Genomic DNA, 19,320 nt, shown 5'->3' on the forward strand with positions numbered 1-19,320 from the left:
CGACGGGATCATCTGTGCGTGACGCCGTATGCGGCACGGGGCAGCCGCGGGGGGTGGGCGCTGGCCGGGGCTTCAGGCTGACTTGGCGTGGCGGGAACGGATGAACAGGAGGCACACCGTGGCGGCAATGAGTGCGCCGCCCGCGGTCCAGGCGATCACCGTGACGCGGGATGCCTTGGCGGAGTGTGCTGCCGTCTGCCGGCCGGAGCATGCGTCTCCACGGGCGGCGGGGATGACGCGCAGCCGGGCCCACGGTCTGGCGGGATCTTTCTGGTCCGCGTCGTGCCGGTAGACGACGTGGAGGCCTGGGGCGGCGTCGCACTTGAGGATGGTGGTGGCGGTCAGGACGGCCCTGTCGCCGCGGAGGACGGGGCGGTGGGTGAACACGTCGGAAGTGAGGGTGATGGTGCCGTCGCTGCCCTCGTCGAAGTTGTCGGTGATCGTGATGCGGCTGCCAGCCCGGAACGTTCGTACGTCCCACTCCGACTGGGGCCAGGTGGTGCCCGGAGCCCAGCGTTCCTGCGGGTGGGTGGGGGGCAGTTTCTTCACCTTGTCGGGGCAGGCCCGGCGTGCGGCCTCGTCGACCGGTTCGACTCGGATACGCGCCCAGCGGAAGGGGTGTTCGTCGGGGCCCACGTCTCCTGCGCCGCGCCGCAGCACGGGGTAGGTGCCTGGTTTGGCCTCGCAGGCGATGGTGACGGTGGTGGTCAGCAGCGGATCCATCATGCGCAGTTTGCCTGCCGCGATGAAAACGGCCGAGCGCATGGTGTCGCCGTATCCGGCCTCGCCGTGCTTGGCGTTGACCGTCAGCTGTTCGCCGGGCCTCACCGATGCGACGCCCTGATATGTGACTGAGGGCGTCGGCTGCGACGCCGAGACCGGTCCCGCAGCGAGGAGGGACACCAGGAGCGGGAGGGCCGTCCATGCTGCGGCACGGAGTCTGTCCATCGCTATGCCCATCCTGTCTTTTGACGTCGTGCCAGGTGCGCCGTGTCGGTATCCTGGCGATCTTCAATGGCGAACTGGTGTGCTATTGCGGTGACTTGCAGTCGCTCCCTGTTCGGCTGACTTCAAGACGGAAGGGCACCTCGTTGCGTTCCAGATACAGATGGGTTCCGGTCCTGGCCCTCGCTCTCGGACTGTGTGGGGACATACTCGGTGCCAGTCCGGCGTCCGCCGCGACCGGCCCTCCACTGCCCACGGCTTCGGCCGCTCCCACGACCTCCGGCGCGGGCCGGTATGTGGCGTCGCAGTCGCCCACGTCCTCGGCGTCATCGGCGGCAGCGGGGGCCGCCGATGAGCCGACCGGCCTCCCCACCGTCTCGGCGCCTTCGGCGAAGGCCGCCGAGCCTATGCGTCCGAATCCCTCGACGAAGTTCGCCCCGCCGGTCGGCTCCACCAGTCCCTCGGCCGGTTCCACCACACCCTCGGACGGACCAGTCCTCAGCGAGGAGGAGAAGTACTGGACCGCGGACCGCATGGACAGCGCCGTGCCGATCGATGCCGCACCGGCCGTGGCCGGTGCGGCATCGATCGCCCAGCGGGCCGCCGGCAACCTGGCGGCGCCCTCCGGAACACCCGATTCCGAGCACTTCCTCGGCCACCCGGTGGTGGGAACCTTCTTCTTCGACGGCCAACCCGTGGGCGGCCCGAAAACCTATTGCACAGGCAGCGTCGTCCACACGGCCGCCAAGGACATCGTTCTGACCGCCGGACACTGCGGACTGGGCCTGCAGTCGGCGAATCACCGCATCTTCGTACCGCAGTACCGCGTCGGTAAGTCCGCCGCCGAGCAACCCTACGGCGTCTTCCCGGTCGCCCAGATGTATCTGGACAAGCGCTACACGTCGAACACCAAGACGGCCACGTCCGACCTCGACCTGGCCTTCGCTCAGGTCGATGCCAACAGCCGCGGCAAGGTAGAAGACGTCACCGGGGCTCTCACCTTCACGCCCACCAGCAGTTACAACCACAAGGTCACCGTCATCGGCTATCCGAGCTCCGGCGACGTCAACCCCGATCACGTGCCCGTCCGCTGTCCCGTCACCACATCCCAGCTGCCGGGTTTCCGGCAGATGCGCATGACCTGCAAGGGTTTCCATGGAGGTGTCTCCGGCGGGCCCTGGATCGAGGACTACAACAGCACCACCGGTACCGGCAAGGTCATCGGCAACACGGGTGGATACAACGGCGGCGGCAACGACGCCAACGTCGACTGGGTGACGTACGCGCCGGTCTACGGCGCCGACGCGCAGGATTTGTTCGACCACGCCGCTGCCCATCAGCAGCTGGCCACGAAGCCGCCCTACGTGGGATCGGGGGACCCCCACCTGCCCGGCACAGCATCCACCTGGCAGCACAGCACGCCAAGCTGCTGGCCTCCGGTGACTTCCGGCAGACCGGCCACAGCGACATGATCGTGGTCTGGACCGACGGCGAGGCCACCCTCTACCCCGGCAACGGGCGCGGCGGCTACGACGCAGAACGGCAACTGCTGGCGGCGAACGGGACCTGGCAGAACGCCGAGACCATCACCGCCGGAGACTTCACCGGATCCAACCAGTTCGACCTGCTGGTGCGCTGGGTGGACGGCGAGGTGACGTTGTACGGGGATGTGGGCAGCAAGGGCCTGAACTGGGACGGCACCCAGATGATCAAACCCAACGACACATGGAAGAACGCCACCCAGATCGCCGCGGGCCGCTTCGCGGCCTCGCAGTACGTCACCGACCTGATCGTGCGCTGGACCGACGGGGAACTGAGCCTCTACACCAACGTCAGCGCCGGCACGTTCGGCCAGGAGCACAAGCTCAAGGACCCCAACCGAACCTGGAAGGACGCCACCCTCCTGACCAGCGGCGAGTTCTCCGGCAACCAGAAATGGGACCTCATGGTGCGCTGGACCGACGGTGAACTCGACAACTACGTCGGCACCACTACATCAGGCCTCGGACAGGAACAACGCATCCTGAACCCCAACGGAACCTGGACACACGACACGGCCATGACGACCGGCAACTACACCGCGAACGGCCGCACCGACGACCTCCTCATCCGCTGGTCCGACGGGGAGACCACCATGTACACCGACACTGACGCCACACGGCTGGGAGCCGAGCGCATGCTCGTCGCTCCGACCTCCTGACCCACCGACATCGTACGGGTGTCCACGGACCACCGCACAGGGTGCTCCGTCGGCCTACGAACGGAAGCGCGTGGCATGACCGTCACCTGGCGCAGCGCCCTCACCTATGCGCTGACCGTTGTCATCGGCTCCTGGATGATCGGAGCCGTGGTCGATCTCGCCTGGTCAGCGGCGGCAGGCAGTCTCGAGTCGTGGGTATCGCAGTGGCCGGCAAACTCCCTGTCCTATGTATTCCTGGCCGCCGCCACGCTCACCCTGACCCTGACGCGCCGTTTCACCTCTGCCGCACCGCAGTGGCGCACCCCGCTGGTCGACGGATGTGCCTACCTGCTGATTCTTCTGCTCTGGGCAGGCCTCTCCGCCTGGCGGGACGAAGCCGCCGCGCCGGCTGACGACGCTTTCGTAACGGCAGGTTTCGCTCTGCTCACCCTTCAGTTGCCGTCCGCTTGGCTGCTGAGCACATGGCGAGCTCGGCACCTCGAGGTCGCGGTGCGCCAGCACAGCAACAGCGCGATGGCGCCCAATTAGCCGTCGGGAAGGCCGTCAGGGCAGATCAGGCGATCATGCCCATTACTTGGGCAAGATTCCCTCCGGGTGTCACCCGATGCGGTCTCACCGACCATTCGGGTACGGGTACGTACCCGTATCCTGGTGGGTGTGGAGAGGAGCATGTTGATGTCTGATGCGAACGTTCGTATCCCCGAGGAGGCCAGGGACCGGCTGGCGGCGATCGCGGCCGCCGAGGGCATGTCGCTGCGCGCGTACCTGGCGCGGCTCGCGGAAACCCTGCTGACCCCGGCCGAGCGGGCCGAGCGGGCCGAGAAGGCCCGGGCCGCTTTGAAGGAGTGGACCGGCTACGCCCCGAGTGCCGCTGAGGAGCGGGGCCTGGACAGCGAGCTGGACCGCCGGCTGGCCCAGGCGGCGGCCCGGTGAGCGAGGCGACGCACATCGTCCTGGACGACACCGCCATGGCCGCCGCCGGCCGCGGCAACGTACTCGTGTCCCGGCTGATCCACCGCGCCCACGCGGAGACCGGCTGGTACCTCTACGCCCCGACCTGCGCGCTCGTCGAAGCCGACCGGGCCCGGCCGGGGACAGCGGAGCACCTGGCCGCCCTGCCCGGCATCACCGTCCTGGACCTCGACCTGCCCGCGGCTTTGGCGGTGGCCCGGCAGGACGGCTGGGCCGCAGCCCATGCCCAGCATGCCGCGCAGCCCACGCCCGACCGCCCCGACGGTGCGATCATCGCCACCACCGCCCCCGAGCGGTGGACCGGCGAACCGGTCCGGGTCCTCGATCTCAATCCCTGACCGGTCGTCCCTGTTCCGGCCCGGCTGCGCGGGGAGATCTTCCTAGGCCAGGTGGTGGCGGCGCTCGGTGACGAGGGTCCGCCCCCGGCTGCGTACAGCGTCTTCGCCGTCGAAGGTGGCTCCCGTGTCCGAGATCCCCAGCCCCGACTTCTCCGGCCTGGAAGGCGGCGATGAGCAGCAGGCGGCCGACATCGTCCGGTCCGTGGTGGCCTGGTACAACACCCAGCTCACCGCCGAACACAGGTCCCCGCTCCCCGACGAGGAACGGATCGAGGAGCTGAAGGCCGCCCGTCAGGCCGCTCTGGAGGACCAGCAGCGGCTGGAGAACGCCGGCCCCGCCGAGACCGGGAAGATCCTGTCCCGCTACGCCGCCCGGCTCAAGGAGCTCAAGGAGTCGTAGCCGGCTGCCCGCGGCACGGGCAGGGGCCAGGAAGAAGGGTGGGGCCGGCCGAGCCGGGCCGGCCCCACCCGTGCGGGCATCAGCGGCCGCGCCAGCGCGGCGATCTCGTTCAGCTCCCGCCGGTGCTGCGGCAGCGCCCGGCGCAGCCCTGATGGAGCCGCAGGAACGCCTCGGCTTCCTGGTCGGTGTAGGGCCGCGTCTGTTCCGCGGCGAGCGCCCAGGTGGCCCGCCGGCCCTCGCTCTCCTGCCGGAGCAGGGCCTCGCCATCGCGCCGGATCACCGTGATGGCCGCGATCGCCGGATGCCCCTGCGCGGCCTCTACGACGTCGGCCAGGGCGCGGAAGCACACGTCGTGCCCGGTGCGTGAAGTGAAGCGCGCGTAGCCGCCCCTCTGCAGGGAGCGCGCGTACCGCAGCGCCGTGGACAGCAGACTGTCTGCCTCCCGCACGGCCAGGACCACGAGCTCGATGAGGTAGCCGTCGGCTGCGAACGGCAGTGCGCTGGCGAGGAACTCCTCCACGCTGTCGGGCGCTCCCTCGATCAGGGCATCGCCGCGGCGGCGGCGCACGTACGCTTCGGCCTCGGCGAACCAGGCTCGGTAGTCGGCCCGGATCGCGGCCCCGGCACGGCGGGGTTCTTCCTCGAGCAGGCGCAGGTAGTCCGGGTGGGAGGCTTTGAAGTCGTCGCCGACTAGGGCACGTATCGAGTCGTGATCAATCTGCGGGATGTGCCTTCGTGGCATGGTCTGGTCCGGTAGACCGTCGTACGTGACACGAGTGCAACTGACTGACCCGGAGTGGGAGTTCATCGAGCCGTACCTGCCGATTGGCGAGTACGGCCCGTACCCCGAGCGGCTGCGGCAGCAGTTCGAGGGCGTGATCTGGCGGTTCAAGACGGGCGGCCAGTGGCGGGAGATGCCGACAGAATTCGGTGCATGGTCGACCGTCCACAACCGCTTCCGGCAGTGGCGTGACGCCGGGGTCTTCGAGGCGCTGCTGGAGGGCCTGATCGCGGAAGCCGCGAAGCGCGGTGAGGTGGACCTGTCCTTGGTCAGCATCGACTCCACCACCACCCGTGCCCACCACGACGCGGCCGGGATGCACCTCGGTGAGGACGTTGTCACTGCCCTGGAGAAAGCGGCCGCCGAGGAGGAGAAGGCCAGGTCAAAGGGGGCGGCCTCGAAGAACAAACAGGGCAGGAGACCGAAAGCGGTCCCGCGCGGGAAGAACGACGACGCGTCCGGCGTCGGCACAAACTCCGGCTGAAGGCCGCTGTAGTGGTGATGCGCGCTCTTGTAGAGGTCCCTGCAGATCCGCACCGCACCACCACGGCGGTCCAGCGTTGCCTGGACCAGGTCGGCGATGGCGGTCTTCCCAGCGCCTGGCTGGCCGCTGACGATCACGACGACCGGTCGGTCTTGGGATACAGCGTCCTTCAGCGCAGCCGGAAGGATCACTTGGCGGAGCACGTCCTGGTGCCCTTCCTCGCTCAGCACCGCTCGGGCGACGTGCTGATGACGGGCAGTCTCCAGTCGGTCTTCCAGGGGCCGCCGTGGTCCGTCTGCAGCGGCGTCCCGTCGCCGGCGAGGCAGTCGGGGCAGTAGCGGACTGTTGCGGGGAAGAGCCAGTCCAGTGCGGGGATGCGCTTGCCCGTGCGGACGACGTCGAGGCTGTGGGCGATGGGTGGGTAGCGGGGTGCGAGCGGCAGCAGGGTCAGAGCCGTGGCTTCGGCTGCGGTGAGGCGGGTGGCGGTCTGGAAGTTGTTCATTCGCGGGGCCGGCAGTTCGAGGGAGAGGGCGGTGCGGGTGATGGCCTGGGTGTTGAGCTGGTACTCGGCCAGGCCGGTGCGTCGCAGGACGGTATCCGGGGCGACGTCGAGCCGGTGGGCGAGCCTCATCACATAGTCGGCCAGCAGTTCGCCGGGCAGCGGGTCCAGGCTCCGGGGCAGCGGAGTGATCATCGGGCGCCTTCCTGGGCCGTGCCGAGGGGGCCGCGGTCGTCGAAGACGGTGTTGCGGCCGCGGCGGGGCTTGCGCCGGGCGGGCTTGTCGGGGACGGCGGGGACTTCGCCGGCGCCGGCGTCACGCCGGTCGCTGTCGCGCAGGTCGATGGCGATGCCCTCAAGGAGTTCTTCGTCCAGGCGTTCCCGGCCGGAGTCGATGGCCTCGCGGCAGCCGTCTTCGATCAGCCGTTCCAGGAGGCCGACGACACCGTTGGTGCGGTGGTAGAGGTACTCGGGCATCGTGCCCTCGGTGAGCATGCCGGGGACCGCGTCCAGGAGCCGCAGGCCGCTCTGGACGCCGTGCAGGTGCTGGACCCGGGCGGTCGATCCCGCGACCGAGGACCTTCTCATCGAGCAGCTGCGCGACCTGGAGCAGTTCCAGTGGTTCGTCCGCGCGCATCTGGAGAATGCAGGCGGCACGCTCGCCACGTCGGGGGCCCGCACCGAGCAGGAGGCCGCGCGACGCGGCGAGAGCGCCGGCTGACCCCGCAGGGCCCGGCCCGGCCGCGCACGTCACGACGCGCCGAGGCCGCCACGGGCACATCCGGCGGCCTCGCCGCCGGATGTGCCCGTGCGCCCGCCGTCATGACACGGCGCACCGCGCACCGCACATGGCGTCCCGCCGCGTGACGGGCCGGACGGCCTCGGAAGAGATCGTCCGGCCGCGCTCCCCTCCTCACGGCCACTGCCTTTGCGGCCCAGGCCGGTGCCGCAGGCCGAGAGCCGCCCTCCGTCCTCGCTCCGCCCGCCCCCGACCCCGTCGGGCCCGCCCCGGCCTGCCCGCCGGGGCCGGTGCGAGCCGCCGACCGAAGCCGTTTTCCGGCCCCACCAATCCACCAACCCACCTGCTCCGGATTCCCCTCGCCAGCTCTGATCACGGCATGGGGAGGAACAGGATGACGCAGGGGGCTCCGGGCACGGCCGGGCGCGGCCGTCGTACGGCGGTGGTGGGGTCGGGGATCGCGGGGCTGACCGCCGCGCACATCCTCTCCCGCGCCGGCCGGGTGACGCTGTACGAGGCCGACGACCGGCTCGGCGGCCACGCGCACACGCACGAGCTGACCTCCCCGGCCGACGGCCGCACCCACCGGGTCGACTCCGGCTTCATCGTCCACAACCGCCGCACCTACCCGCACCTGCTGCGCCTGTTCGCCGAACTCGGCGTCGCCACGCAGGAGTCGGAGATGAGCATGTCGGTGCGGTGCGAGGAGTGCGGCCTGGAGTACGCCGGGGCACGCGGCCCGTCCGGCCTGTTCGCCCGCCCCCGCAGCGCCCTCAGCGGCGCCTACCTGAGATTGCTCGCCGAGGTCCCGCTCTTCCACCGCGCGGCCCGCCGGCTGCTCGCCCGCGACGGCGGCACCGGACCGCTCACCCTGGGCGCGTTCCTGGACCGCGAACGCTTCTCGCCGTACTTCCGCTCGCACTTCGTGACCCCGCTGGTGTCCGCCGTGTGGTCCTGCGACGCGGGCACGGCGCTGCGCTATCCCGCCGGGTACCTCTTCCGCTTCCTGGCCCACCACGGGATGCTCTCCGTCGGCGGCTCCCCGGTGTGGCGCACCGTCACCGGCGGCTCGGGGGAGTACGTCGCCCGCGTCGCCAAGAACATCGCCGACGTCCGCACCTCCACCCCGGTGCGCGCCGTGCGCCGCCTCGCCGACGGCGCCGAGGTCACCGCCGCCGACGGAACCAGCGAGCGCTACGACGCGGTCGTCGTCGCCGTCCACCCCGACCAGGCGCTGAGACTGCTCGCCGACGCCACCCCGGCCGAACGCGAGGTGCTCGGCGCCTTCCGCTACTCGCGCAACACCACCCTGCTGCACACCGACACCTCCCTGCTGCCCCGCGCCCCGCGCGCCCGCGCCAGCTGGAACTACCTCATGCCCGCCTGCGCCGCCCCCGCCGACCGGGTCCGCGTCAGCTACGACATGAACCGCCTGCAGCGCCTGGACGCGGCCGAGACCTACGTCGTCACCCTCGGCGGCCAGGACCGGGTGGACGGCTCCCGGGTGCTTGCCCGCATGGTCTACGAACACCCCGTGTACACCCCTGAGTCGGTGGCCGCGCAAGCCCGGCTGCCCGAGCTGGACAGCCCGGTGTGCGCGTTCGCCGGCGCCTACCACGGCTGGGGCTTCCACGAGGACGGCTGCCGCTCCGGAGCACGGGCCGCCGCCGCGCTGGGGGTGCGCTGATGACCGCCGCCGTGCCCGCCCTGTACCCGTGCGAGATCCGCCATGTGCGCACCGGGCCGAGGCGCTACGCGCTGCGGCACCGCACCTACCTGTGGCTGCTCGACCCCGACGCACCGCCCCGGCTGCCGCGCGTCCTGGCGCCGCTCGCCCGCCTGGACCCGCGCGACCACTTCGCCGGCGACACCACCCCGGTACGGGCCGCGCTGGAGGCGTTCTGCGCCGCCCGCGGGGTGCCGCTGGACGGCGGCCGGGTGCTGATGCTCACCCACACACGGGTGCTCGGACACGTCTTCAACCCGCTCACCCTGTACTGGTGCCACGGGCCCGGCGGGGAACTGCGCTGCGTGGTGGCCGAGGTGCACAACACCTACAGCGGGCGCCACTGCTACCTGCTGCGGCCGGACCCCGCGGGCGGCGGCGCGCGCTACCACGCGGACAAGGAGCTGTACGTCTCGCCGTTCTTCCCGGTCGACGGCGCCTACCGCATGTGCCTGCCGGTGCCCGGCGACCGGCTCGATCTGACCGTGCACCTCGACCGCCCCGGCGGCCGGGCGCTGACCGCCACCGTGCGCGGCACCCGCCGCCCGGCGACGGCGGCGGCGCTGCTGCGGCTGGCGCTGCGCCACCCGCTGTCCACCCTCGCCGTGTCGGCGGCCATCCGCTTCCACGGCGTCCGCCTGTATCTCAGGGGGCTGCCCGTGCAGCCCCGGCCGGGCCGCGAGCGCGCGACCCGCGCACCGCACACCGGAGGGGAACGTTGACCACAGCCCATGACCGCCCCGCGCCCGTCCCGGCCGCGGCGCCCGGCCCGCGCCCGCGTGCCGCCGACCCCGCGCGCTGGCCGGATGTGGCCGCCGTACCGCACGCCTCACGCGCCCGCACCGCCGTGACCGCAGCCGTAGTCCGCCGCGCGCTGGCCCGGCTGCCGCTCGCGGTGCGGTTCGCCGGTGACGACCCGGTGGGGCTCGGCGGCCCGCTGGTGCGGGTGCACGACCCGGCCGCCTTCCACGCGCGCGTGGGCCGCTTCGGACTGGTCGGCTTCGGCGAGTCCTACATGGCCGGCGAGTGGGACGCGCCCGACCTGGTGGGCGCGCTCACCGTCCTCGCCGCGCACGCCGCCGACCTCGTCCCCGCACCCGTGCAGCGCCTGCGGGGCCTGTGGGCGCTCAGGCAGCCGCGGGAGCGCCGCAACACCCCCGAGGGCGCCCGCGTCAACATCAGCGCCCACTACGACCTGTCCAACGACCTGTTCGCCCTGTTCCTCGACGAGACCCTGACCTACTCGTCCGCGGTGTTCCGCGGCCTGCCCGCCCACCGGGACCTGCTCGCCGCCGCCCAGCGGCGCAAGATCGACCGGCTGCTCGACCTCGCGGACGTCGGCCAGGGCACCCGGCTGCTGGAGATCGGCACCGGCTGGGGCGAACTCGCCCTGCGCGCCGCCGCCCGCGGCGCCCGCGTCACCAGCCTCACGCTCTCCGCCGAGCAGCAGGCCCTCGCCCGCGAGCGGGTGCGGGCGGCCGGCCTGCAGGAGCGGGTCCGCGTCGAGCTGTGCGACTACCGTCAGGCGCGCGGCACCTACGACGCCGTCGTCAGCGTGGAGATGATCGAGGCGGTCGGAGCGGAGTTCTGGCCGGTGTACTTCCGCGCGATCGACGACCGGCTGGACGTCGGCGGCCGGCTCGCCCTGCAGGCCATCACCATGCCCCACGAGCGGATGCTCGCCACCCGCGACACCTACACCTGGATCCACAAGTACGTCTTCCCCGGCGGCCTGATCCCCTCCACCCGGGCCGTCGAGGAGACCATCCGCGATCACACCGCGCTGCGCCTCGTGCGGCGCGACGCCTTCGGCGCGCACTACGCCGAGACCCTGCGGCTGTGGCGCGAGCGGTTCACCAAACGCGCCGGGGAGGTGGCCGCCCTCGGCTTCGACGACACCTTCCGCCGCCTGTGGACCTTCTACCTCGCCTACTCCGAGGCCGGATTCCGCTCCGGCTACCTCGACGTCCAGCAGTACCTGTTCACCAAGGGAAGCAAGGAGAACACCGGCCGATGACCACCGCACCCGCCCGCACCCGGAGCGGTGCCGCCCACACCCTGACCGCTCTCGCCGCCGACCTGCTCGGCGGGGCGCCACCCGTCCGGCTGCGCGCCTGGGACGGCAGCGAGGCCGGACCCGACGTCTCCGTCGTCCACCTGCGCTCCCGGCGCGCGCTGCGCCGCCTGCTGTGGCAGCCCGGCGAACTGGGCCTCGCCCAGGCTTACGTCACTGGCGAACTCGACATCGACGGCGACCTGACCGAGGGGCTGCGCGCGGTGTGGGCCGCCGCCCGCGAAGGGCGCCTGCGCCCGCCCCGGCTCACCCCCGCCGACCGGGCCCGCGCCCTCGCCACCGCCGTACGCCTCGGCGCCGTCGGCGCGCCCCCGCCCGCCCCCGCCACCCAGGCCCGCCCGCGCGGACGCCTGCACAGCCGCTCGCGCGACCGCGCCGTCATCAGCCACCACTGCGACCCGTCCAACGAGTTCTACGGCCTCCTCCTCGACGAGACCATGGCCTACTCCTGCGGCTGGTTCGGCGGCGAGCGCACCACGCCCGTCCAGGCGCAGCGCGCCAAGCTGGAGCTGATCTGCCGCGAGCTCGCCCTCGTGCCCGGCGCCCGCCTGCTGGACGTCGGCTGCGGCTGGGGCTCCCTCACCCTGCACGCCGCCCGGCACCACCAGGCCCAGGTCACCGCCGTCACCCTGTCCCGCGAGCAGGCCGCGTACGTGCGTGAGCGGGTGCGCGAGCACGGCCTGGAGGACCGCGTGGAGGTGGAGTGCCGGCACTGGCGCGACATCGACGGCGGCGGCTACGAGGCCGTCGCCTGCGTCGAGATGGGCGAACACGTCGGCGAGGACCACTACCCGGCGTTCGCCGCCGCGCTGCACCGGCTGGCGCGGCCCTGCGGCCGGGTGCTGGTGCAGCAGATGTCACGCGGGAGCGGCGCGCCGGGCGGCGGGCCGTTCATCGAGGCGTTCATCGCCCCCGACATGCACATGCGCCCGCTGGGCGAGACCGTGGCCCTGCTGGAGCACGCCGGTCTGGAGGTGCGGCACACCGAGTCGCTGCGCGAGCACTACGCCCGCACCGTCCGCGCCTGGCACGCCACCCTGGAGGAGCGCTGGGACCGGTTCGTGCGGCTCGCGGGGGAGCAGACCGCGCGGGTGTGGCGGCTGTACCTGGCGGGCGGCGCGCTCGCCTTCGAGGAGGGCCGCATGGGCGTGGACCAGATCCTTGCCGTGCGGCCCGGACCGGGCGGCGCGAGCGGCATGACGAAGGGCCCCGCCGCCTGGTACGAGGGCCTGGAGGCGGTGTGAACGGCTATCCCTGGGGCGCGTTCGCGGCCGGCCTCGGCTGGGCCGCGCTCGCGGCCCTCGCCGTGATGCTGGCGACGTTCGCCGTCGCGGTGCGCAAAGGCGTGCACCGGGTCGTGGACGTCGCGTGGGGCATCGCATTCACCGCCGTGGCCGCCGTGTCGTACGCGGTCTCCGCCGGGTACGGCGACGACGTGCGCCGGGCGGTGGTGAGCGCGCTGACCGCCGTGTTGGGGCTCAGACTGGCGGTGCACATCGCCCGGCGCGGGCGCGGCCACGGCGAGGACCCCCGCTACGACGACCTGCTGTCCAGGGCGCGCGGCGACCGGAACCTGTACGCCCTGCGCACCGTCTACCTGCTGCAGGGCGCCCTGGTGTGGCTGGTCTCGCTGCCCGTGCAGGCCGCCCAGTACCTGCCCGGCCCGGCGGGGCCGCTGCTGTGGGCGGGCGCCGCGCTCTGGGCGATCGGTCTGGCGTTCGAAGCGGTGGGGGACGCGCAGCTCGCCCGGTTCAAGGCCGACCCGGCCAACCGGGGGCGGATCATGGACCGTGGCCTGTGGTCCTGGACGCGCCACCCCAACTACTTCGGCGACTTCTGCGTGTGGTGGGGGCTGTACCTGACCGCCTGCGACCGTCCGGCGGTCGCCGCCGTGTGCCTGGTGTCGCCGCTCGTCATGAGCGGGCTGCTGGTGTCCGGCAGCGGCAAACGGCTGCTGGAACGGCGGATGTCCAGCCGCCCGGGATGGGCCGAGTACGCCGCCCGTACCAGCGGGTTCGTGCCGCTGCCGCCCCGGCGCCGCGGCTGACCGGCACAGGGCGCGGGAGGCGGGGCCGGTCGGCGGGACCGCCGGCCCGGACCGGCCCGGTGGCGGGAGGGGTCCTGGCCGCTCCGGTCCCGTGCGGGGCCGGGCCGCGTACCATCTCCCGCGTCCCGGCGGACCCATCCGGCACGGCCCGCCGCTCCGTATTCCCCGTGAGCCCGCTCGGGGCGCACGCAGACCAGGGGATGCGAGGACCATGGGTACGCTTCACGGCCGCAGGCTGCGCGCACCGGCGCACTGCCTGCCCCACCTCAGAGGCGTCGTGCGCGCCCGCCTCGCCGCCTGGGGCGCACAGGCGCTCGCCGACGACACGTGCCTGGTGATGACGGAACTGGTCACCAACGCCGTACGGTACGGCAGCCCGCCCGTCCGGGTCGCCGTCAGCCCGCGCTGCTCGCACGCGGGCGGTCCGGCGGTGCGGGTCGAGGTGTCGGACGCCGGAGGGGGCCTCGACCGCGTGGCCGTACGCGCCCGCTGGCGCCACCCCTCCTTCATCCTGGCCGGGTCCGGCCGGGGCCTGTACCTCGTGGACGCCCTCAGCCGGGGCGCCTGGGGCGACCGGGTCACGGCGCGGGGCCACACGGTGTGGGCGGACCTCGGTGGGTGAGACGCGCCACCGCGTCCGGCGGTCGTGGGGGCCGGCACGCACCGGCTGGTGCGGGCTCCACACGGCTGCGGAGCGGAACGGTGCGTCCTGTGCCGCGCGGTCCGGTGCGCCGTGGAGCGGCCGAAGCGCGCCGGACCTGGCACCGCGCCCGTCCCCGGCTCGTGCCCGCCCGGCGACGTACGGGTGACGCCGTGAGTCCGCGGCCGCACGGCCCAAAGGCTCCCACAGGGAATACGGAGCAGGTCAGGGGCCTGGATGGCTCGGCGCGCAAGATTAATTCTTTCGGGTCACGGGCCAATCCGGCCCCGCCGTCCGCGCCGGATTACCCGCGTGACGGACACCAGGACATCTCCCGCCCCGCCGGGAGCCCGCCCCCGCAAGCGGACCGGGCTCGCCGCACTCGCCGCGCTCAGCGGCCTGCTCGCCGGGGGCGCCGCGCTCGCCGTGGCGGAGCTGGCCGCCGGATGGCTGCGTCCGCAGGCCGGCCCGGTGGTCGCCGTGGGCGGTGCCGTCATCGACCGCACGCCGGCCGCGGTGAAGGACTGGGCGGTGCGCCGCTTCGGCACCGACGACAAGCTGGTCCTCCAGCTCGGCATCTGCGCCGTGCTCGCCCTGGGCGCCGCGCTGCTCGGGCTGCTGTCGCGCGGCCACCGCCGCACCGCCGCGGCCGTAGTGCTGGCCGTCGGCGCTATCGGTGCCGTGGCCGCCGTGGGCCGGCCGGACTCGACGGGCCCCTCGGACGCGCTGCCGTCCCTGCTCGGCGCGGTCGCCGGAGCGCTGCTGCTGTACGGCCTGGCGGGCCGGATGCGGCCCCCGGCGCCCCGCGGCCGAGGGGTGCGGGGCGAGGACGCCGGGGCTGCGGGCCCCGCCGCGGGCGGGGGCGACGACCCCGACGCGAGCCCGCCGCCCGGCTGGGACCGCCGGGGGTTCGTCGTCCTGGCCGGCTCGGCCGCCGTGCTGTCCGCCGCGACCGGGGTACTGGGCCGCCGGCTGGCGGCACTGGGCGGCCGGGACGCCGCCGCCTCCCGTGCCGCCGTCACCCTGCCCGCTCCCGCCTCCCCGGCGCCCCCCGTGCCGCGCGGCGCCGCCCCGCGCATCCCCGGCCTGAGTCCGTTCACCACCCCGAACAGCTCCTTCTACCGCGTGGACACCGCCCTCGTCGTGCCCCGTGTCGACGCCGGGGACTGGCGGCTGCGCGTCCACGGCAAGGGGGTCACCCGGCCGCGCACCCTCACCTTCGCCGACCTGCTCCGGCGGCCGCTCGTGGAGCGGGACATCACCCTCACCTGTGTCTCCAACGAGGTCGGCGGTCCCTACGTCGGCAACGCCCGCTGGCTCGGCGTACGGCTCGCGGACCTGCTCGCCGAGTGCGGGGTGCGCCCGCCCTCGCGCGGCGGACCGGCCGACCAGCTCGTGGCGCGCTCGGTGGACGGCATGACGCTGGGCACCCCGGTGGAGGACGTGATGGACGGACGCGACGCGCTGCTCGCCGTCGGCATGAACGGCGAACCGCTGCCGTTCGCGCACGGCTTCCCCGTCCGCATGGTCGTCCCGGGCCTGTACGGCTACGTCTCCGCCTGCAAGTGGATCACGGACATCGAGCTGACCACGTTCGACGCCTACTACGCCTACTGGGTCCGGCGCGGCTGGGCCCGCAGGGCCCCCGTCAAGCCCCAGGCCCGTATCGACACCCCCCGCCCCTTCGCCCGGCCGCGCAGCGGAACGGTCATGGTGGCCGGCGTCGCCTGGGCCCAGCACCGGGGCATCGACCGCGTCGAGGTCCGCGTGGACGACGGCCCCTGGACCGAGGCCCGCCTCGCCGCCGAGGACAGCCGCGACACCTGGCGGCAGTGGTCCTTCCCGTGGCGGGCCGAGCCGGGCGCCCACACCCTCACGGTGCGCGCCACCGACCGCACCGGAGCCGTCCAGACCGACCGCCGCACGCGCACCGTCCCCGACGGGGCGAGCGGCCGGCACTCCTTGGTGGTGACCGTCGAGTGACCGCCACACCGTCCTGCCCCCTCGATCTCCGCTCCGAGCCGGCCACCGCCGCGCGGACCGGATTCCCACCCCACACCGATACCGACCAGTACAGGAGAACCATCGTGACCCTTCGCTACCGCCGCCTCGCCGTGACCGCGGCCGCCGCCACGCTGCTGCCGCTCGCCTTGGCCGCCTGCTCCGACAGCGGAAGCGACTCGGCGTCCTCGTCGGAGGCGTCGTCCGCCCCCGCCTCCGCGCCCGCCTCGCCGTCCGACGACGACATGGCCGGTGCCGGCGCCACCACGGCCGACCAGCCCTTCGGCGCCGCCTGTTCCGCGGTGCCGAAGGACGGTGCCGGCTCCTTCGATGGCATGGCCAAGGACCCGGTCGCCACCGCGGCCTCCAACAACCCCGTCCTGTCCACGCTCGTCACGGCCGTCAAGAAGGCTGGCCTCGTCGACACCCTGAACAACGCCCAGAACATCACCGTCTTCGCCCCGACCAACGACGCCTTCGCCAAGATCCCGAAGGCCGACCTCGACAAGGTCCTCAACGACAAGGCCCAGCTGACCAAGATCCTCACCTACCACGTCGTCGGCAAGCGCCTGACGCCGCAGGACCTTCGCAACGGCTCCTTCGAGACCCTGGAGAAGGGCAAGCTGACCACGTCCGGCTCGGGCGAGTCGTACACCGTGAACGACTCCGCCAAGGTCGTCTGCGGCAATGTGCAGACCGCCAACGCCACCGTCTACATCATCGACTCCGTGCTGATGCCCAAGAGCTGACGCACGGCACCGGGCCGGGCACGCCGACGGGGACGTGCCCGGCCCCGTCGTGTCCGCACCGGTCCACGGGTGGCGCCCTGGGAGGCGTGGACATCGAACTGCTCTACTTCGCCGGCTGCCCCAACTGGCCCGTCGCCCGCGACCGCCTCGGCCAGGCCCTGGACGCCGCCGGCGTGAGCGGGGCACAGGTCGTCCTGCGCGCCGTGGAGAGCGAGCGGGACGCGGCGGCCACCGGTTTCGCGGGCTCGCCCACCTTCCGTGTCGACGGCCGTGACCTCTTCCCGGTACCCGAGGCCGCCCCCGCGCTCTCCTGCCGGGTGTACGCCACCCCGGAGGGGCTGGCCGGGGTGCCCACGGTGGACCAGCCCGCCGCGCGCAGCGCGGCGGCGAGCTGAGCCGGTCCGGGCGGGCGCCTCAGGCGGGCAGCGCCAGCAGCGCCAGCGGCGCCGACGTGGGCCGGGCCGAGCCGCCGGCCGGCTCCACGGTCACCCCGACCCCGGACGCCCCGTCCACGCCGCCCCGCAGCAGCACGGCCTGCGTGGTGCGGCCGGGGTTCATCAGGCCGGCCGAGCGCATCGAGCCGTGGTCGTCGTACCAGAGCTGGTAGACCCGCCCCTGCGGCGGCGGACGCATCCCGGACGCCACGAACACCGCCCGGTCGCGGCTGCGGGAGACCACCACCGTGCCGGTGGCGCCGCCGTCCAGCCGGGCCGTCGAGGTCCGCGCGTCCGGGGCCGCCAGGACGGCCGCGAGGTCGTCGACGCGCGCCTCGGCCCGGCGGGCCTGCTCCCTTGCCGTGTCCGCCCGCTCGTGCTGCCAGACGGCCACGCCGCCCAGGCCGGCCGCTGCGGCCAGGCAGGCCGCGAGCCCCCAGTGGCTCGCCCCCCGCGCGGCCGCCGCCAGGCGCGCGCGGACCGTCGCACCGGTCACGCGCGGCGACTCCTGGCGCACCTCGGCCACCCGTCGCAGCACCTGATCGCGCAGCGCGGGGCGCGGGGCGTCGGCGGCGGCCAGTCCGAGCCGGGCGGCGGTGGCGGTGAACTCGGCCACCTCCGACGTACACGGGGCGCAGTGCCGCAGATGCCGCTCGAAAGCGGCGCGCTCGTCGTCGCCCAGCGCGTGCAGTGCGTACGCGCCGGTCAGCGTGTGCAGTTCGGCCGGGCCGTTCACGCGCTCACCCCCAGGCAGTCCCGCAGCCGGATCAGGCCGTCGCGCAGCCGTGTCTTCACCGTACCCAGCGGCAGTGCCAGGGCCTCGGCCACCTCGCGGTAGGTCAGACCCCGGTAGTAGGCGAGCGTCACCGACTGCCGCTGCACCTCCGTCAGCGTGCGCAGGCACCGCCTGACCTGCTCGCGCTCCAGCCTGGCCTCCACTTGCTCGGTCACCTCGTCGTACTCGGGCAGCCGGTCCAGGCGGGCGGCGCGCTCCTCGCGGGCGGCCGACGCCTCCACCGAGCGGATCCGGTCCACGGCCCGGCGGTGCGCCAGAGTGAGGATCCAGTTGATGGCGGTGCCGCGCTCGGGCCGATAGCGGGGCGCGGTGCGCCAGACCTCCACCAGCACCTCCTGCGACACCTCCTCCGACTGCGCCCGGTCACGCAGCACGCCCCGCACGACGCCGAGCACCGGCGCCGCGACCAGGTCGTAGACGGCGGCGAACGCCTCCCGGTCGCCGAGGGCCACCTTGCCGACCAGTTGCTCCAGGTCGGGCCCGGCGGCCGGGTTCGGGCCGATATGGACGGTCTGTCTCACGGTGCTCCTTCTGCGTGTATGCCGGTCTCCGGGGAATCCGTTGCCGGCCGCCCGGCGGATTGGTGCTCGACGGTCATCGTCCCGACACGAGGCCGACGGCCGGGTGCGCCCCGGCGTTCCCGGCGCGGCGCGTCCGTCACCGGCGCGGTCGCGCCGGGCGGCGCGGGTCGGCCCGGCGGACGCGTGTCGCCCCCCGCGGCCCGCTCGGCGGCACGGGCGATAGTGCGGGCCGTGCCGCCGGAGACGGCGGGGCGGGCGATGGTGCGGACCATGCCGCCGAGGACGACGGGGTCGGCGCGCACCGCGTGGTCCATGGGTACCCCGGTAGGATGCGCCGGTGGACACCGACACCGGCGCAGCGCGAGCGCGGCACGCGCAGGGCGGCGCCCCCGCGGGCGGCCGGCCCCCCGCTTTCCCCGGTGACCTCGCCGCCTTCGCCGTCCAGCTGCGCCGGATGCACGGGGAGATCGGCCGGGTGGTCCACCAGTACGCGGCCCGGCAGAACCTGCACCCCACCGATGTACAGGCGCTCGCCGCGATCCTCGACGCCGACGAGCCCATGACCCCCGGCCGGCTGCGCGCCGCGCTCGGTCTCACCTCCGGGGCGGTCACCGCCTGCATCGACCGGCTGGAACGCGCCGGCCACGTGCACCGGGTCCGCGAGGACACCGACCGCCGCGTGGTCCACCTGCACTACGCGGCCGACGCCCGCGCCGCGGCCCGCAGTCATTTCCGCCCCCTCGCCGACGCCCTGCGCCGGGCCGGCGCAGGCTTCGACGAGCGGGAACTCGACGTGGCGCTGCGCTTCGTGACGGCGCTCAACGACGCGCTGGCGCGGATACCGGAGCCGGGCGAGGGCTGAGGCGGGCCGCCGCCGGCCGCCCGGCCGTACGCCGCCGGGATGCCTCCGGATTCCCGGGCAGAGGGAAAGAACATCACGACCCCCCATGCTCCGCCCCATCCCCAAGATGATTC

The 19,320-nt window shown here is 73.6% G+C and carries 22 protein-coding genes and 3 pseudogenes; 18 read left to right on the top strand and 7 right to left on the bottom strand.

Annotated elements, in window-relative coordinates:
• Positions 1-72: 72 nt before the first annotated feature.
• Positions 73-828 carry a hypothetical protein gene (locus AC6I72_RS38720; protein WP_498006713.1) on the bottom strand — a complete coding sequence of 252 codons (756 nt, stop codon included), beginning with the start codon at positions 826-828 and terminating at the stop codon, positions 73-75.
• Positions 829-1,478: 650 nt separating this feature from the next.
• On the opposite strand from AC6I72_RS38720, the gene AC6I72_RS38725 reads away from it, so the two are divergent.
• The 6 genes from AC6I72_RS38725 (at position 1,479) to AC6I72_RS38750 (ending at position 4,855) form a co-directional block, all read left to right on the top strand.
• A complete protein-coding gene (locus AC6I72_RS38725; protein WP_498006715.1) occupies positions 1,479-2,417 on the top strand; it encodes a trypsin-like serine peptidase in 939 nt (312 codons plus the stop codon).
• Positions 2,414-3,145, top strand: coding sequence for a hypothetical protein (locus tag AC6I72_RS38730; protein ID WP_498006716.1), 732 nt, complete (start codon positions 2,414-2,416; stop codon positions 3,143-3,145). The genes AC6I72_RS38725 and AC6I72_RS38730 overlap by 4 nt, the downstream gene beginning before the upstream one ends.
• Before the next feature lie 75 nt (positions 3,146-3,220).
• A complete protein-coding gene (locus tag AC6I72_RS38735; RefSeq protein ID WP_498006718.1) occupies positions 3,221-3,673 on the top strand; it encodes a hypothetical protein in 453 nt (150 codons plus the stop codon).
• 147 nt (positions 3,674-3,820) lie between these two features.
• A complete protein-coding gene (locus AC6I72_RS38740; RefSeq protein WP_498006720.1) occupies positions 3,821-4,078 on the top strand; it encodes a hypothetical protein in 258 nt (85 codons plus the stop codon).
• Positions 4,075-4,455 (top strand): PIN domain-containing protein, encoded by a 381-nt coding sequence (locus AC6I72_RS38745; protein ID WP_498006722.1) that lies wholly within the window; start codon positions 4,075-4,077, stop codon positions 4,453-4,455. Before AC6I72_RS38740 ends, AC6I72_RS38745 begins: the two co-directional genes overlap by 4 nt.
• Before the next feature lie 124 nt (positions 4,456-4,579).
• Entirely contained in the window at positions 4,580-4,855 is a 276-nt protein-coding gene (locus tag AC6I72_RS38750; RefSeq protein WP_498006724.1) for a hypothetical protein, read from the top strand.
• Positions 4,856-4,964: 109 nt separating this feature from the next.
• On the opposite strand, the gene AC6I72_RS38755 is transcribed toward AC6I72_RS38750, so the two are convergent.
• Positions 4,965-5,597 carry a zeta toxin family protein gene (locus AC6I72_RS38755; protein WP_498006726.1) on the bottom strand — a complete coding sequence of 211 codons (633 nt, stop codon included), beginning with the start codon at positions 5,595-5,597 and terminating at the stop codon, positions 4,965-4,967.
• A 25-nt stretch (positions 5,598-5,622) separates the two neighbouring features.
• On the opposite strand from AC6I72_RS38755, the pseudogene AC6I72_RS38760 reads away from it, so the two are divergent.
• Positions 5,623-6,218: pseudogene (locus AC6I72_RS38760) on the top strand (transposase); the annotation flags it as partial.
• On the opposite strand, the pseudogene AC6I72_RS38765 reads toward AC6I72_RS38760, so the two are convergent.
• From AC6I72_RS38765 to AC6I72_RS38775, 3 genes and pseudogenes are all read right to left on the bottom strand, one after another.
• Positions 6,144-6,350 (bottom strand): annotated as a pseudogene (locus AC6I72_RS38765) (zeta toxin family protein); the annotation flags it as partial. The pseudogenes AC6I72_RS38760 and AC6I72_RS38765 sit on opposite strands and share 75 nt — an antisense overlap.
• Entirely contained in the window at positions 6,344-6,814 is a 471-nt protein-coding gene (locus AC6I72_RS38770) for a TniQ family protein (RefSeq protein WP_498006727.1), read from the bottom strand. The gene AC6I72_RS38770 and the pseudogene AC6I72_RS38765, both read right to left, overlap by 7 nt.
• Positions 6,811-7,113, bottom strand: a complete 303-nt coding sequence (locus AC6I72_RS38775; protein WP_498006728.1) for a hypothetical protein — start codon at positions 7,111-7,113, stop codon at positions 6,811-6,813. The genes AC6I72_RS38770 and AC6I72_RS38775 overlap by 4 nt, the downstream gene beginning before the upstream one ends.
• Positions 7,114-7,177: 64 nt before the next feature.
• Between AC6I72_RS38775 and AC6I72_RS38780 the strand changes: the two are divergent.
• From AC6I72_RS38780 to AC6I72_RS38825, 10 genes and pseudogenes are all read left to right on the top strand, one after another.
• Positions 7,178-7,339 (top strand): annotated as a pseudogene (locus AC6I72_RS38780) (DNA starvation/stationary phase protection protein); the annotation flags it as partial.
• A 412-nt stretch (positions 7,340-7,751) separates the two neighbouring features.
• Positions 7,752-9,044, top strand: a complete 1,293-nt coding sequence (locus AC6I72_RS38785; RefSeq protein WP_498006730.1) for an NAD(P)/FAD-dependent oxidoreductase — start codon at positions 7,752-7,754, stop codon at positions 9,042-9,044.
• The gene (locus AC6I72_RS38790) at positions 9,044-9,805 is read left to right on the top strand and encodes a DUF1365 domain-containing protein (protein ID WP_498006732.1); all 762 of its coding nucleotides are present in this window, start codon (positions 9,044-9,046) and stop codon (positions 9,803-9,805) included. The genes AC6I72_RS38785 and AC6I72_RS38790 overlap by 1 nt, the downstream gene beginning before the upstream one ends.
• The gene (locus AC6I72_RS38795) at positions 9,802-11,100 is read left to right on the top strand and encodes a class I SAM-dependent methyltransferase (protein WP_498006734.1); all 1,299 of its coding nucleotides are present in this window, start codon (positions 9,802-9,804) and stop codon (positions 11,098-11,100) included. Before AC6I72_RS38790 ends, AC6I72_RS38795 begins: the two co-directional genes overlap by 4 nt.
• Positions 11,097-12,401, top strand: a complete 1,305-nt coding sequence (locus AC6I72_RS38800; RefSeq protein ID WP_498006736.1) for a class I SAM-dependent methyltransferase — start codon at positions 11,097-11,099, stop codon at positions 12,399-12,401. Before AC6I72_RS38795 ends, AC6I72_RS38800 begins: the two co-directional genes overlap by 4 nt.
• The gene (locus AC6I72_RS38805; protein ID WP_498006738.1) at positions 12,398-13,204 is read left to right on the top strand and encodes a DUF1295 domain-containing protein; all 807 of its coding nucleotides are present in this window, start codon (positions 12,398-12,400) and stop codon (positions 13,202-13,204) included. Before AC6I72_RS38800 ends, AC6I72_RS38805 begins: the two co-directional genes overlap by 4 nt.
• Before the next feature lie 211 nt (positions 13,205-13,415).
• Positions 13,416-13,826, top strand: coding sequence for an ATP-binding protein (locus tag AC6I72_RS38810; RefSeq protein WP_498006740.1), 411 nt, complete (start codon positions 13,416-13,418; stop codon positions 13,824-13,826).
• A 330-nt stretch (positions 13,827-14,156) separates the two neighbouring features.
• Positions 14,157-15,827: a molybdopterin-dependent oxidoreductase gene (locus AC6I72_RS38815; RefSeq protein ID WP_498006742.1), complete on the top strand. Its 1,671-nt coding sequence runs from the start codon at positions 14,157-14,159 to the stop codon at positions 15,825-15,827.
• Positions 15,828-15,931: 104 nt separating this feature from the next.
• Positions 15,932-16,594: a fasciclin domain-containing protein gene (locus AC6I72_RS38820; protein WP_058084257.1), complete on the top strand. Its 663-nt coding sequence runs from the start codon at positions 15,932-15,934 to the stop codon at positions 16,592-16,594.
• An 86-nt stretch (positions 16,595-16,680) separates the two neighbouring features.
• Positions 16,681-16,989 (top strand): hypothetical protein, encoded by a 309-nt coding sequence (locus tag AC6I72_RS38825; RefSeq protein WP_498006744.1) that lies wholly within the window; start codon positions 16,681-16,683, stop codon positions 16,987-16,989.
• Positions 16,990-17,008: 19 nt separating this feature from the next.
• On the opposite strand, the gene AC6I72_RS38830 is transcribed toward AC6I72_RS38825, so the two are convergent.
• The gene (locus tag AC6I72_RS38830; protein WP_498006746.1) at positions 17,009-17,764 is read right to left on the bottom strand and encodes an anti-sigma factor; all 756 of its coding nucleotides are present in this window, start codon (positions 17,762-17,764) and stop codon (positions 17,009-17,011) included.
• Positions 17,761-18,345: a sigma-70 family RNA polymerase sigma factor gene (locus AC6I72_RS38835; RefSeq protein WP_498006748.1), complete on the bottom strand. Its 585-nt coding sequence runs from the start codon at positions 18,343-18,345 to the stop codon at positions 17,761-17,763. Before AC6I72_RS38835 ends, AC6I72_RS38830 begins: the two co-directional genes overlap by 4 nt.
• A gap of 337 nt (positions 18,346-18,682) precedes the next feature.
• Here AC6I72_RS38835 and AC6I72_RS38840 point away from each other — a divergent pair, with 337 nt between their 5' ends.
• The gene (locus tag AC6I72_RS38840; protein WP_498006749.1) at positions 18,683-19,207 is read left to right on the top strand and encodes a MarR family winged helix-turn-helix transcriptional regulator; all 525 of its coding nucleotides are present in this window, start codon (positions 18,683-18,685) and stop codon (positions 19,205-19,207) included.
• The last annotated feature ends 113 nt before the right edge of the window (positions 19,208-19,320 follow it).

This window comes from Streptomyces sp. Xyl84 (genome assembly GCF_059731885.1).